Source organism: Nitrospira sp. (assembly GCA_029194535.1).
Lineage (GTDB): Bacteria > Nitrospirota > Nitrospiria > Nitrospirales > Nitrospiraceae > Nitrospira_C.
The window spans coordinates 1,152,844-1,165,930 of the sequence record JARFXR010000001.1 but is presented as its reverse complement, the minus strand read 5'-3'; the positions used below and the strand labels follow the sequence as shown (position 1 = coordinate 1,165,930).

The following is a 13,087-nucleotide window of genomic DNA, read 5'->3' as shown; positions in this document are numbered from 1 at the left end:
TCATCACGACGTGGTCCTTCCCTCAGCGGCTCCATCGGCACCCGCCGACTACAATCCCGGCCGCTTGTCCGCCTTGACCATCAGACGCAACGGCTCGTCGGTTCGTTGCACGTCAAGTTCCAAGACTTCGCCCGCCTGCACCTGGCACAGACGCTTGGCGTCACGCTCGTTCTTCGCGGTCGTCAAGGACGCTCCGTTGCAGGCTACGATTCGATCGCCGACCTTGAGTCCTGCCTTCTCGGCAGGCAGCCCGCTGCGGAGCTCGCGCACCAGATAGAAGCGCGCGCCCCGCTCTTCGAGCAGCTCCCAGTTCACGCCGATCCGTCCGGACCCGAGCAGTCCGGTCTGCGCGCCGAACCGCGCAAGGATCCGGTGGACGATCAGCCGCGCGGAACCCTCGGGATCGTCGGTTGTGGGGTCCGTCAGATGGCCCTCGCCGTTGAACAGCAGGAGGCCGGTCTCGACGTCGATCATGCGCAGAGCCAACGATACGCTGTGCATCCTGTCCTGAGGTCGCCGCTCCCATTGTTGCACCTCGCCGACGATGATGGCCTGCGCGCCGACCAGCCTTCCGACCTTCAACACGTTGGCGTCGTCTGCATGGGTCAGCTGAATCACCTGCTCTTTCAAGACTTCGTCCAGCTTGGCCCGCTCCACCATGTGGATGTCCAGATCGAGCATCAACGTCGTGACGATCCCGGTCACGCGCGAGCCGGATCCGCGCGCGCCGGCTGCGTCTTCGAACAGCATGACGGCCATCGTTCGATAGCGATCGATGCTCTCGCGATCGATAGGGCCGTTGCCGGTCACGACGGGCTCCAGGCGGCCGTTGACCGTCTGCATGGCCTGCACACCGGTCGCGGCGCAGGTTTTCCTCCGCTGCAGAATGGCGGCGGGGGGGCCCCAGGCGCAGAGTTCCTCGTTCACCATCACCACGTGATGCGGATATTCCCGTTGCTGGTCCGCCGCGATATTGGTAAACGGATAGAAGAGACACCCGCCGATCCAGACCGAAATGGGACAGAGCGCAAGTTCGTACAACCATTGCCTGCGCGCCGTGAGCGAATATTCCCAGACAAGCAGCCGGCCGTCGTCCCGCAGGACCCGGTCGGGCCGGCCGATTTCTTCGACAACCTGCGTCTTGGTCATCGGAACCGACAGACGATCGAGCTTGGACTCCGATTTGACGATCGTATACGCCACGCCGCACCCAGACGAGCCTGTGATGATGCCGACCGCCGCCATTATGTTGAGGAGAAGCCGGCTTCGCTGTGCAGCCGCGGACCGTCGCATCGGCGGCAGCGTATCATCGAGGTACAGGTCGCTGCAACGCGCGGACGAAAGGTCTCGGAGGCATCGATCGATGATGCGGCGAGTTCTACGGCGGAACGTCACGTTCAATCGTGTCAGGACGAACGGCGGGGGCAGACTAGTTCAGGCAAGGATCGATGGGCATGTCGGCGTAGTGCCGGTACTCTTCGCCCAATGTGCTGACGATATCGGGCCAGATACGCAACGGATCCTTCTCAAAAACGATGCTGGGATCCGCCGGTATGGTGATCCAGGACCCGGTTTTCATTTCCGACTCAAGCTGTCCAGGCCCCCAGCCTGAATATCCGACATACGCGCGAAACGCCTCTCGCCCTTGACTGGCGGTGAGAATCCGATCGACGAGTTCGACATCGCCCCCCAGGCAGACACCGTCGAACACGTGGTGCGAATTATCGGGCATCTGGTTCAGCCGATAGAGCAACATCACTTGATTCGGCTGGACCGGCCCCCCCGAAAACAGCACGTGCCGTTGCCCTTCCAGCACGGGTACGTGAGGCAAGGCCTCCGACACGGACATGGCGGTCGGACGATTCACCACGACTCCCAACGCGCCATCCGCACCGTGTTCGCACAGCAGTACCACGGTCTGGCGGAAATTCGGATCACGAAGCGTCGGAGCCGCGATCAGGAAAATGCCCTTGCCTAGAGGGAGTTGCATATGGCTTATCCTATCGCGCCGTCCCGTCACACGCAAGACGCGCCGCCGAGTCAGGCTGAAGTTGGACCTTAACTTCACCCTGCTACTTGTAAAGAGGTTCCCGTCGATCACGAAGAAGGTCATTATATGGAGTGAGGGCCTTATCCCGAGCCTGAGCGGGATCGATCTCGACGATGCAGACGTCTTCCTGATCGCGTGGCGACCGGTGGAGGATCTCCCCTCGCGGACTGACGACCTCGCTGCTGCCGATGTACACGAGCGGCGTCTTCCCCCCACGAGACTCTGAGCCGATGCGGTTGCACGTCACGGAAAAAACGCGATTCTCCAGACAACGGACCGGCATGGAATCCGGACAGTTCGGCAAGACCAGATTCGACGGATGGCAGATGATATCGGCGCCTTGTAGGGCCAGGGTGCGCGCCGATTCCGGATAGTACCAGTCAAAACAGATCATCACCCCGATTTTGGCTTGGCCGATGTCCCAGACGCGAAAGCCCGTGTCACCGGGAGCGAAGAACAGCGTCTCCTCGAAAAACAAATGGGTCTTCCGATAGGATCCAATGAAGCCCTTAGGACCGACCACTACCGCGGAGTTATACAGAAGGCCACCGGTCCGCTCCGCGAGCCCCGCGACGATGACCATATGCTTCTTGCGTGCGATCCCGATCAGCCTTGCGGTGGTGGGGCCGTCGGGAATGGGTTCGGCCAGTTCGCGGACTTCAGCCTGCGAGATGAATTGGTATCCGGACAGGCAGAGTTCCGGTAGCACAATCAGGTCCGCCTCGACGGCGTCGAGCCTGGCGGAGATCGCGTCGAGGTTCGCGGACTTCTTGCCGAATTCCGGATTGCTTTGGTAGTAGCCGATGCGCACGACAGACTCCTTTCACTCGACCGCGGGAGGGGTCACCGGCTCCACCCCTGAGACAGAAACGGGCAGGGATCACGATCCCTGCCCGCTCCAAATTGCAATCCGGAAACCGGTAACGGAAAATACTCAGCGCGGCCTACTTCACCTCGGACAGGTGCGTCACCGCGCCTTCGGCATGCTTCGTGGCCACGTCGGCATGTCCGGCCTTTCCATGCTCAACCGCCTCCTGAAGATGCTTGACTCCCTCGTCCAGGTGCGGGTTCTTCGTGTCCTTCTGGGCGGCCTGCGCATGCTTCAGCGCGCCTTCGGCGTGCTTCGTCAAAGCGTCCGCATGCCCCTGCTTGCCATGCGCCACCGCCTCTTTGGCGTGTTCGACGGCTTCACTGACATGCTTGTTGTCTGCGTGAGCAACCAACGGCATCGCCAGCAGTGCCGCAGCTGCCATCAAGAGCGTTCCGCGTCGGATTGTGACCATCATGGGACCTCCTCTTATGGTTATCCGCTCGATGTGCGAGAAAGATGGATAAGGACCGCTAATGTGTTCACCTTACACAGCCGTTTTTTGAGTGTCAAGACGGCCTGGTCGGAGCGTCGATCCCTAGAACCTTCTGAAGGCCTTGAAAATCCTTTTCCACCGGGCAGGCAAAATCCCGGCTCCACTCCCACCAGGATCCGGCATAGTTGCGCACCTTCGGAAAGCCGGCCAATTTGAGCACCACGTACAGCCAGGCCGATCGAACGCCGCCGGTGCAATAACAGACGACCTCTTGGTCCGGATACAAGCCCCTCTCCTCCAGGCTCGTGCGAATCAGATCGAGTTCCTTGACCGTGGCATTCTGATTCAGGAAGCCGTTCCACGCGATATTGATGGCGGAGGGGATATGGCCGGGGCGAGGGATACCGGACACTTCCTTGCCCAGAAACTCCTCCAGACTCCTGGCGTCTACGATGGTGACGCGCGGATGGGGCTGCTTCACCAGCGCCCGGAGCTCGTCTTTCGCAATCGCGGCGTCCTTGTTGATCTGGATGACGAAGGTGCCGGGTTGGACACCGACACGCCCGTGCTCAAAGGGGCGACGCTCATCGACCCACTTGACCCATCCCCCGTCCAGGATCCGCAGATTCTTGTGCCCAAGATACTCGAGCATCCAGAACATGCGCCCTTCATCTCCCCAGTTGTCGAAGGGATTGGAATAGATGACGACCTCGCTGTCGCTGCTGATGCCCAGTGCTCGGATCCGCTGTTGCATCCTGGGCAAATCGGGATCCAGGAGTCCTTTCGCCACAGCGTTCGGGTCGCTGTATTCGTGCCAGGTCGAATTGACGGCGCCCGGAATATGGCCGCCGAATTCGTATGCCGCCTTCCCTCGGACATCGATGATGGCGAGCCTCGGACGGCCCAATTTGCTCTGCAAGGTTTCCGTATCGATCAGTAGCGGATGTGTCATAACGTTCCTCAATCCTCTGCTGGTGCCTCAAGCCTTTCAATCAGCCATTTTGCACAGATGCTCACATCGGTCCGGCCACACACCCCGCAACCGTACAGGTCAGCGCAGCGAGTTCCTTCACTTATGCGTCCAGAAGCGCTCGGACATGGGTTTCCACCGAGGCCGCCAGCGCCGGCAAATGATAGCCTCCCTCCAGGCAAGACAGGATGCGTCCCTTGGCATACCGCTTGGCAATATCGGCAACGATGCCGGTCAGCTCCGCATAGCCGGTTTCGGTCAGTTCCATACCGGCCAGGGGATCTTCTCGATGTGCATCAAATCCGGCCGAGATGATCACAAACTCCGGCCGGAACGCATTCGCCGCAGGAACCAGGGACTTCAGAAATACGTCCCGATAGGCCTCGTCCCCTTCGCCCTGCTCCATAGGAACATTGACGGTAAAGCCTTCTCCGGCTCCCGTTCCCCGCTCGGTGGCACGTCCGGTTCCCGGATAATGCGGATACTGGTGCGTACTGAAAAATAGTACGGTCGGGTCTTCTTCGAAACTATGCTGCGTCCCGTTCCCATGATGCACGTCCCAGTCGACGATCAAAATTCTCGTGAGGCCGTGACGTTTCTGAACGTATCGCGCCGCGATCGCCACGTTATTGAACAGGCAAAACCCCATGGCGCGATCACGCTCGGCATGATGGCCGGGAGGCCGCACGGCGCAAAATACATGGTCGACACGACCGGCCAAGATGGCATCAGCCGCCGCCAGCACCCCGCCCGCTGCTAAGTATGCCGCCTCCAGCGACCCTGGCGACATCGACGTGTCTGGATCGAGCGCCACTCGTCCACTCGCAGGCGCACGGCCTTCCAGGGCCGCGACGTAACGGCTGTCGTGGATTTGCGTCACCCATTCATGCTCCGCTTTTCTGGGTTCGATCTTGAAGAGTCGAGCAGCCGTCCCGCCATGCTCCAATTGTTGCATGATTGCGCGAAGCCGGTTGGGCGACTCGGGATGCCCAGACCCCATGTCGTGATCGAGATAGGCGGCATGATAGACAAGCCCTGTCCTGCCCATAATGAGTATCCACAAGACATCGCGCGCTGCGCGCCATCGTGCAAGACGCGCAGGTGTTGAGATTAGCACGCGCCGTCGCGCATAGACAATGAGCGCCGCCTCATGCTACCGTCCGGCCACAACAGCCGGAGCGGCCAATGCCCAACCCCAGAATCGACCCCCTGAAGAAAGTCCTTGCCATGGATCCGAACGATGACGTGGCGTGGTTCGGCTTGGGGAAGGCCTACATGGACGACGGAAATTTCGAGGAAGCCGTGACGGCGTTACGCCAATGCATCACCGTCAAGCCGGGGTACTCGGCCGCCTACTACGCTCTTGCCCAGTCGCTGCATAAATTGGGTCGGTACGCCGAGTGCCGGGACATTGCCGCCACGGGTATCGAGATCTCAGCCAAGAACGGCGATGCGATGGTCACGAAGAACCTTGAGAGCCTCAAGGGTTCCCTGCCTGCCTGATCCTCCACACCTCACAGCAACTGATCGAACGAGTTCTGTTGATATTCCGTCAACGGCGTCGCAGCGGAAGGATTCCGGATGAACAGCTTCACACGCGGATGGCCGGTCTGACGCCGGCTCCGCTGGTGCACATCGGCGTTGACCAACCGGGTCGCGGCACCGAACGGAAGAGGCTCCACGTCCCACAGCGTGATCAAGACCGCGCTCAGGTGTCGGAGCTTGGTCAAGAGCATGGTCGCCGAGCCGGCGAGCGCCCTCAGGTCGAGCCTGACAATCTCTCGCCGGATGCGGCCGCCCCCTTCCAGTTCCGCCCGGGGGATCGAAAGGCTGAGAACGACTGGATCGGCATAGTCAGCCAGTTGCTTGGCCTTCTGCCGGATACGGGCGAGCACGCGATGAATCAGGAGCGCGCCTCGGTCCGGCGCTTCATGCTCCCCATCAGTGAGCCCGGCCACTCGGCTCCGCCGCGGCGTGCTCGAGCCGACCATCGCCGTGACTTCGACGAAGAATCGGTCCGGGCCGATACGGCACTCGAAATCCGCGGTCTTCGCTTGGGACTCGGGTAGAAACGTGACGGCGGCACCGACACGAATCAACTGCGAAGCCAGTTCCATCTCCGCGAGAGCCGATTCCCGAACACCATGATCGTGTTGAGTCAGCCGATGGAGAAGCCGCCCCAGCCGGAGGCGACTCGAGTGATCGCGGCACTCCCGCTGCAGCGAGGCGTATCGCTCCCGAATCTCGAGGGGGAGCACCGGCTCATCGGTCCAGAGCGTGGCCTCCGCTGCGACTCTGGTATGGAGGAGGCCGTTGACCAGTTTGATTGTCTGTCTGGGACGAAAGCGAGCCATGGAGTGCGCAGGATGGATTCGGGGACAGAACTTCGTGAGCGACCAATGCGCTCGGTACCGCAAGGAACGGAGCGGCAGCCTCCCTAGCGGCGCGCCGGACCGGGACTCACGTCAGTTCCGTACCCTCGTGCTCATCGGGCGTCGATCGGCTCGCTTCGGAGTCGCGCCTGGAGACCTCTTCACACACCTCATCCATCCAGCGGCCGGCACATGCCAGAATCTCTCGAACCAATGGTTCCGGCTGTCTGGTCTGCCTGATGGTCCACTGCGAGACGTATTCCAGAAGCGAGTCCCGCTCGAAGCGCCGAGTCGTCTGAAACGCGAGTTCCGTCAACTCCCGAAAGCCGGTTCTGAGAACGGATTCCACCGTGTCTCGGCCGTACGACGTACTGGCAATGACATACTGTACGGCGCGATTAAGTTCTTGATCGGTCATGTCGATCTCAAGATGGGGGGATTGTCACATCCTGTCGGAATGCTGTCAATGCGCGCGCCCACGTCAGCGACGGCGCATTTTTTGTCCCGGCTCACTATGCGAGAGTGATATGATCCGGCCTTCGTCTATGGCAAGGAGCGGACACATGGCGGCGACAGTCTCTGTTCGACAGCGGGCACGGCGGTTCGCCGTGCCCGGGCGATGGATGCTCGGCGATCTTGTGGAGAACCCCGTGGATCGACTCGACCGGTACCTCGCCGACCTCGATGCGCAGGTCGCGCAGATCGAGTCGGCCCGACCGACCTTGACTCACACAATGTCCGGCGATGCCTTCCAATCGATTCTGAAGACGCTCGAGGCCGTCGCCGGGCGTTCGTCCAGCCTCAGTGCCTATGCGTACCTCTGGTTCTCGGAGAATACGAAAGACCTGAAGGCACGCTCGTTCAAGACGCGCGTGGAGGAACGCCTCGCCGCCCTCAACAATCGCTTGCTGTTTTTCGATCTCTGGTGGCAGGGCGTGGACGAGTCGACCGCGAATCGCCTCATGGCCGACTCGCATGACCTGCGCTACTATCTTGAAACGATTCGCCGGCACAAACCCCATACGCTCTCCGAGGTCGAAGAAAAGATCATCAACATCAAGAACGTCACGGGACGCAGCGCGGTCATTACGCTCTACGAAGTGGTCACGAACGGCTTGTCCTTCGTCATTCGGGATCGTGGGAAGAAGAAAGTCGTCGGCCGGGAAGAATTGATGTCCTACGTGCGCAGCCCGAAAGGCGCAGTCCGACAGGCCGCGTATACCGAATTCTATCGCGTGTTCTCGGCTCAACGCGACCTCCTGGGAGAAATCTACAAGACCTTGGTCAACGACTGGAAATCTGAAAATCGCTCCTTGCGAGGCTTCTCCTCTCCGATCGCGGCACGCAACCTCGGGAACGATGTGCCCGACGAAGCCGTCGAGGCGTTGCTCTCGATTTGCGCCAAGAACGCCGACGTCTTTCAGACTTATTTTAAGCTGAAGGCCAGAATCTGCGGAATCAAGCCCATGAGCCGCTACCATCTCTATGCGCCGCATCAGACCGAATCGAAGAAGTACGCCTATGCCGATGCGGTCTCCATGGTGAGAGCAGCCTATCGGGAATTCTCACCCCGGCTGGCCGATCTTGTCGACCAGGTCTTCAGCGAGCGTCATATCGACGCGGCGACCAGACCGGGCAAGATGGGTGGAGCCTACTGTTACAGCGTGGTGCCGGGACGAACGCCCTATGTGTTGTTGAACTATACCGGTGACGCACGCGACATCGCGACGATGGCCCATGAACTGGGTCACGCGGTCCACGGAATGCTGGCCGGGCACCATTCCGTGTTTACATTTCACGCGACGTTGCCTCTCGCCGAAACGGCCTCGGTCTTCGGGGAACGCATTCTCTCCGAGGCGCTCATGCGCCAGGAAACCAGAAGGGAGGTCCGACAGGGACTGCTGCTGACCCAGCTGGACGACATGTACGCCACCGTCATGCGGCAAGCGTACTTCGTTCGTTTTGAGCGGATGGCTCACCAGATGATCGACGACGGCGCGACGGCCGACCAACTCGCGCACACCTATCTGGGTGAACTCCGCCAGCAGTTCGGTAAGGCGGTGACCGTCCCGGATGAGTTTCGGTGGGAATGGCTCACGATCCCTCACATCTTCGCCAGTCCGTTCTACTGCTATTCCTACAGTTTCGGCAATTTGCTCGTTTTGGCCCTCTATCGCATGTACCAGGAGCAAGGCCAGGACTTCGTTCCGAAATATCTGGACCTGCTCGGCACCGGGGGCTCGCAATCCCCGAATCAGATCCTGAGCAAGCTCGGCGTGGACATGACCGCCCAGAGATTCTGGCAGTCAGGTTTCGATGCGATGAGGGGGATGGTCATCCAGTTAGAAGCCACCCTCTCATAGTTCTCGGCGTAAAAATTGAAGAAACCAGATGGTGGACAGGGCTTGACAAAACGGTCTCTCGGCGGCATACTGAGAATGCTTCTCATAATCGTCGATTTATCGCGAGGCGCTCATGTATGTTTGTCTCTGCAAGGGAATCACGGAATCTGACGTGCGAGCGGCAGGGCGAGCCGGTCTTGTGATGGCCTGCCAGCTCAAATCGAAGTTTGGCTTGAAAGAATCCGGCTGTTGCGGGCGTTGCTCGAAGAACATTCGGGAGTTCGTCGAACTAGCGACCGGTGAGCATCGCCTCCCTGCTCCCAGCGAAGTCCGCACCTAACCTCCGCGTCCTGAGGCGTCTATCTCACCGGAATGTGCTTGAGCATCGCCGACACTTCGGCGACCCGTCTGCCGAGCAGACGAGCGTCGGCGAGTTCCCCTTTATCGACTCCCGGGCTGTCTCCTTCCGTCGTGGCCGACGCGCCGAACGCCCCGCCACCGCTGACGACGATCATTTGATTGCCCAACATTGCGGCAAGGATCGTGAGCATGGTCACCTCTTTGCCGCTGGAAACCTGCCCCCCGGTCGCGAAGGCTGCGCCGACCTTATTCTTCATCTTGAACTCGGGAAAGACGCCGAACTTGAACTGCCAGTCGTCAAAGAACGATTTGACCTCTCCCGACATGTTCGACCAATAGACCGGCGACCCGACGATGATTGCGTCAGAAGAAAACAGGTCCTCGGACGTCACCTCTCGTACGCGCTTGACGAGCACTTGCGTGCCGGGCAGTTCTTCCGCACCCGAGGCCACGGCCTCCGCCATCCGCTCCGTATGGCCGGACAACGAATGAAATGTCACCAGGACTTTTACGGTCGGAGAGGATGCCTCTTCTCCTCCGACGCTCGCAGACGGGTAGCTGAGAGTCCCCAGAACGACGGCAAGTAGAACCGACGGCAATCTCATTGGAAGGCTCTGGAATTCAGGGGCGGCGGGACAGCGGGCGGTCAGTGGCGGATGGTTTCTTCATCCATGTGCTCTTCAACCGAAACCTCGGTCAATGTCCCGCGATAGTCGCATTTATGGCAGCGGATCCTCCATTCTTCGATCCATTTTTCCTGGACGTATGACTGGCGGCACTTGGGACAAACGAAGACCCCTTTCTTGTACAAGACCCGACGCTTTTCTTTCATTGTGGATCTGCTCCTTTGACGGCGAGGATGGCACAGCCCGCGGCTGAATTCAAGCCGCGAAACGAGACGCTGCACTGTATTGACTGCCCTCACTCACCTCGATAGGATGCCTGCGATGCGGATGAATTGGCTGCTCATAGCGTTGTTTGGCTGGATTCTTCTCCAACCGGCCACCACGGAAGCGGACGATCACTTGGTCCAGATCCGTCTTCCGAACGGCACGATCATCAATGCAGAAATCGCCGACACTCAACGAAAACGCGCAGAGGGACTCATGTTCCGCGAGCACCTCCCTCGCGATCGAGGGATGCTCTTCACCTTCGGACAGGCCCAACCCTGGACCTTCTGGATGAAAAACACAAAGATACCTCTCGACATCATCTGGATGAACGAGAAAAAGCAGGTCATCCACATCGCGCACAGGGTCCCTATCTGCACGAGAACGGACGATGGGTGCCCCCAGTATCAGCCGAACGATCCAGCGCTCTATGTCTTGGAACTCGGAAGCGGAGAGGCGGAACGCCTTAAGATCGAGAGAGGAGCCAAGCTGCAATTTCGGGAACCATAGGGACAGCCGCCTATCCTGCCGACGCCTGTCTCCATGCTCAAATAGACGGGGACTGGCACCGGCTACGCGGGAGCCAGTCCCTGTCATGCACGAAGCCAGGTGCGCCTTCCGGCCTTCCACTATGACCGCTCTTGCCAGGCACGCACTCGTCTGGCTGTAATCACCCCGTCGACTCGCTCGATTGCTTTCAGCACTTGATCTAAGTGCTGCGTACCGGACACTTCGATGATAAAGTCCAGGACGGCTTTTCGGTCCTCGCGCGTCGCGATCTCCGCCCGGCTGATATTGGCGTGACATTCCGCGATGGCCGAGGAGACGTTGGCCAGCACTCCCGTCTTGTCTACGGCCATCACCGACACTTTGACCGCATGCGTACTGGGCGTAGCGGAATCCCATTCCACTTCGACCAATCGTTCTCGATCGTAGTCCAGCGCCTCGAGATTGGGACAATCAATGGCGTGGATTGTCAGGCCTCGTCCACGCGTGATGTATCCGAGTATGCGATCCCCAGGCACCGGATTGCAGCAACGTGACAGTTGCATCAAGAGATCTCGAGCCCCTCTGACCTTGACCCCCTTGTCGTCGCTTCTGACGGACGACGCCTTTTGCACGGTCGGTCGCTCTTCGGCCGGTGTCGAGGCAGCCTTCAGTTTACCGATCACCTGCGCCGTCGACATGTGGCCGAACCCTACCGCAGCCGCCAGATCATCGGTCGTATCGAATCCCGCCTGTTGAGCCACATCCAACAATTCAGCCGACTTCAACATCTGGGCGGGAGCCATGCCGTGTCGTCTAAACTCCGATTCCAACAGACGGCGTCCAATTTCGATGCTGCGCTTCTGCTCTTCGACCTTGATCCAATGCTTGATCTTCGTCTTGGCGCGCGATGTGCGGACGAATTTCAACCAATCTTTGTGCGGAGTCTGCGTGGGTGACGTGAGGATCTCCACCGTGTCTCCACTTTCCAATTGATGCTTCAAGGGAACGATTTTCCCGTTGACCTTGGCGCCGACACAATGATCGCCGACTTCGGTGTGGATCGCAAAGGCAAAGTCCACCGGAGTCGAGCCCTTCGGCAACTCCTTCAAGATGCCCTTGGGCGTGAACACATAGACGACGTCATGAAAGAGGTCGAGTCTGACGGAATCCATGAACTGACGATTATCGGTCAGGTCACGCTGCCATTCCACGAATTGGTGCAGCCAACCGAAGGCCTTGCTGTCACGATCCGTGACGCGCCCCTGCTCTTTGTACTTCCAATGAGCCGCAATCCCATATTCGGCCACACGGTGCATATCTTCCGTTCGGATCTGAAATTCGACATGTTCACCCTTTGGGCCGACGACCGTTGTGTGCAACGACTGGTACAGGTTGGACTTGGGAATGGCGATATAGTCCTTGAAGCGCCCAGGAACGGGACGCCAGAGAGAATGGATCACACCCACCAAGGCATAGCAGCCCATCTTGGTATCGGTGACGATACGCAGCGCGGTCAGGTCGTAGACTTCTTCGAAGGAGATGGCCTGCTTGTTCATCTTTTGATAAATCCCGTACAGGTGCTTGGGACGGCCATACACCTGCCCGGACAGCCCATTCTCTCGCATTGCGTGGTTCACCAATTCGATGACTTCCTGAATATACTGTTGGCGATCCTCATCTCGCTTCGCGACACGCACCCGAAGCATTTCGTACACATCTGGCTTCAGATGTTTCAGGCACAGGTCCTCCAATTCGTTCTTGATCCAACCGATTCCCAAACGGTTGGCAAGCGGCGCGTAGATCTCCAACGTTTCCTGCGCAATGGCCTGCCGCTTCATGGGGCTGAGATGCTCCAGGGTGCGCATGTTGTGTAGACGATCGGCAAGCTTAATGAGCACGACGCGGATGTCATCCGCCATCGAGAGCACCATCTTTCTGAAGTTCTCCGCTTGCTTTTCCTCGTAGCTCTTAAAGGTGATCTTGCCGATCTTGGTGACGCCGTCGACAAGATGCACGACCTCTTTGCCGAACTCCTTTTCAAGCTCTTCGGGCGTCGCGACAGTGTCCTCCAGAGTATCGTGGAGCAGCCCGGCCACGATGGCCGTCACGTCCGTCTTCAGCGAAGTCAGGACTCCCGCCACGGCGATGGGATGCTGAAGATACGGCTCACCGGACCGTCGGACTTGGCCTTGGTGCGCCCGAGCCGAAAATTCATACGCCTTGCGCACGACTCCCAGATCTGCGTCGACATGATAGCTCTTGACTCGGTCGAGCAACTGGTCAAGATCCGTCACAGTTTCATACACCATC

At 59.4% G+C, this 13,087-nt stretch carries 14 protein-coding genes; 3 read left to right on the top strand and 11 right to left on the bottom strand.

The features are described 5' to 3' along the window. Positions 1-48 precede the first annotated feature (48 nt). The 6 genes from P0111_05300 to P0111_05275 form a co-directional block, all read right to left on the bottom strand. The gene (locus P0111_05300) at positions 49-1,293 is read right to left on the bottom strand and encodes a PDZ domain-containing protein (GenBank protein MDF0643423.1); all 1,245 of its coding nucleotides are present in this window, start codon (positions 1,291-1,293) and stop codon (positions 49-51) included. 136 nt (positions 1,294-1,429) lie between these two features. Further along, on the bottom strand, positions 1,430-1,990 hold the full coding sequence (locus tag P0111_05295) for a YqgE/AlgH family protein (protein ID MDF0643422.1): 561 nt from the start codon (positions 1,988-1,990) through the stop codon (positions 1,430-1,432). An 82-nt stretch (positions 1,991-2,072) separates the two neighbouring features. After that, positions 2,073-2,861, bottom strand: coding sequence for an acyltransferase (locus P0111_05290; protein ID MDF0643421.1), 789 nt, complete (start codon positions 2,859-2,861; stop codon positions 2,073-2,075). A gap of 133 nt (positions 2,862-2,994) precedes the next feature. After that, the gene (gene smbP, locus P0111_05285) at positions 2,995-3,336 is read right to left on the bottom strand and encodes a small metal-binding protein SmbP (protein MDF0643420.1); all 342 of its coding nucleotides are present in this window, start codon (positions 3,334-3,336) and stop codon (positions 2,995-2,997) included. A 91-nt stretch (positions 3,337-3,427) separates the two neighbouring features. After that, a complete protein-coding gene (locus tag P0111_05280) occupies positions 3,428-4,306 on the bottom strand; it encodes a sulfurtransferase (GenBank protein MDF0643419.1) in 879 nt (292 codons plus the stop codon). Positions 4,307-4,427: 121 nt separating this feature from the next. Continuing rightward, complete coding sequence (locus tag P0111_05275; GenBank protein ID MDF0643418.1) at positions 4,428-5,372, bottom strand: histone deacetylase; 945 nt, start codon at positions 5,370-5,372, stop codon at positions 4,428-4,430. 137 nt (positions 5,373-5,509) lie between these two features. Between P0111_05275 and P0111_05270 the strand changes: the two genes are divergently transcribed. Then, a complete protein-coding gene (locus P0111_05270) occupies positions 5,510-5,827 on the top strand; it encodes a tetratricopeptide repeat protein (protein ID MDF0643417.1) in 318 nt (105 codons plus the stop codon). A gap of 11 nt (positions 5,828-5,838) precedes the next feature. Here P0111_05270 and P0111_05265 read toward each other — a convergent pair whose 3' ends face one another. Further along, a complete protein-coding gene (locus P0111_05265) occupies positions 5,839-6,678 on the bottom strand; it encodes a hypothetical protein (protein MDF0643416.1) in 840 nt (279 codons plus the stop codon). A 106-nt stretch (positions 6,679-6,784) separates the two neighbouring features. Then, positions 6,785-7,114: a hypothetical protein gene (locus tag P0111_05260; protein ID MDF0643415.1), complete on the bottom strand. Its 330-nt coding sequence runs from the start codon at positions 7,112-7,114 to the stop codon at positions 6,785-6,787. 145 nt (positions 7,115-7,259) lie between these two features. On the opposite strand from P0111_05260, the gene P0111_05255 reads away from it, so the two are divergent. Then, on the top strand, positions 7,260-9,059 hold the full coding sequence (locus tag P0111_05255) for a M3 family oligoendopeptidase (GenBank protein MDF0643414.1): 1,800 nt from the start codon (positions 7,260-7,262) through the stop codon (positions 9,057-9,059). A 338-nt stretch (positions 9,060-9,397) separates the two neighbouring features. On the opposite strand, the gene P0111_05250 is transcribed toward P0111_05255, so the two are convergent. Both P0111_05250 and P0111_05245 read right to left on the bottom strand, forming a co-directional pair. Continuing rightward, positions 9,398-10,003 carry an NAD(P)H-dependent oxidoreductase gene (locus P0111_05250; protein ID MDF0643413.1) on the bottom strand — a complete coding sequence of 202 codons (606 nt, stop codon included), beginning with the start codon at positions 10,001-10,003 and terminating at the stop codon, positions 9,398-9,400. 41 nt (positions 10,004-10,044) lie between these two features. Further along, the gene (locus tag P0111_05245) at positions 10,045-10,230 is read right to left on the bottom strand and encodes a hypothetical protein (GenBank protein MDF0643412.1); all 186 of its coding nucleotides are present in this window, start codon (positions 10,228-10,230) and stop codon (positions 10,045-10,047) included. 115 nt (positions 10,231-10,345) lie between these two features. Here P0111_05245 and P0111_05240 point away from each other — a divergent pair, with 115 nt between their 5' ends. Then, positions 10,346-10,798: a DUF192 domain-containing protein gene (locus P0111_05240; protein MDF0643411.1), complete on the top strand. Its 453-nt coding sequence runs from the start codon at positions 10,346-10,348 to the stop codon at positions 10,796-10,798. Between the two features lie 119 nt (positions 10,799-10,917). Here the strand turns inward: P0111_05240 and P0111_05235 are convergent, their stop codons facing one another. Next, positions 10,918-13,086 carry a bifunctional (p)ppGpp synthetase/guanosine-3',5'-bis(diphosphate) 3'-pyrophosphohydrolase gene (locus tag P0111_05235; protein MDF0643410.1) on the bottom strand — a complete coding sequence of 723 codons (2,169 nt, stop codon included), beginning with the start codon at positions 13,084-13,086 and terminating at the stop codon, positions 10,918-10,920. Between the last annotated feature and the right edge of the window lies 1 nt (position 13,087).

What these genes read in the sequence shown, in the direction of transcription:
- P0111_05300 (MDF0643423.1), bottom strand. Translation starts at nt 1,293, where the DNA reads ATGCGACGGTCCGCGGCTGCACAGCGAAGCCGGCTTCTCCTCAACATA.
- P0111_05295 (MDF0643422.1), bottom strand. Translation starts at nt 1,990, where the DNA reads ATGCAACTCCCTCTAGGCAAGGGCATTTTCCTGATCGCGGCTCCGACG.
- smbP (MDF0643420.1), bottom strand. Translation starts at nt 3,336, where the DNA reads ATGATGGTCACAATCCGACGCGGAACGCTCTTGATGGCAGCTGCGGCA.
- P0111_05280 (MDF0643419.1), bottom strand. Translation starts at nt 4,306, where the DNA reads ATGACACATCCGCTACTGATCGATACGGAAACCTTGCAGAGCAAATTG.
- P0111_05275 (MDF0643418.1), bottom strand. Translation starts at nt 5,372, where the DNA reads ATGGGCAGGACAGGGCTTGTCTATCATGCCGCCTATCTCGATCACGAC.
- P0111_05270 (MDF0643417.1), top strand. Translation starts at nt 5,510, where the DNA reads ATGCCCAACCCCAGAATCGACCCCCTGAAGAAAGTCCTTGCCATGGAT.
- P0111_05265 (MDF0643416.1), bottom strand. Translation starts at nt 6,678, where the DNA reads ATGGCTCGCTTTCGTCCCAGACAGACAATCAAACTGGTCAACGGCCTC.
- P0111_05260 (MDF0643415.1), bottom strand. Translation starts at nt 7,114, where the DNA reads ATGACCGATCAAGAACTTAATCGCGCCGTACAGTATGTCATTGCCAGT.
- P0111_05255 (MDF0643414.1), top strand. Translation starts at nt 7,260, where the DNA reads ATGGCGGCGACAGTCTCTGTTCGACAGCGGGCACGGCGGTTCGCCGTG.
- P0111_05250 (MDF0643413.1), bottom strand. Translation starts at nt 10,003, where the DNA reads ATGAGATTGCCGTCGGTTCTACTTGCCGTCGTTCTGGGGACTCTCAGC.
- P0111_05245 (MDF0643412.1), bottom strand. Translation starts at nt 10,230, where the DNA reads ATGAAAGAAAAGCGTCGGGTCTTGTACAAGAAAGGGGTCTTCGTTTGT.
- P0111_05240 (MDF0643411.1), top strand. Translation starts at nt 10,346, where the DNA reads ATGCGGATGAATTGGCTGCTCATAGCGTTGTTTGGCTGGATTCTTCTC.
- P0111_05235 (MDF0643410.1), bottom strand. Translation starts at nt 13,086, where the DNA reads ATGGTGTATGAAACTGTGACGGATCTTGACCAGTTGCTCGACCGAGTC.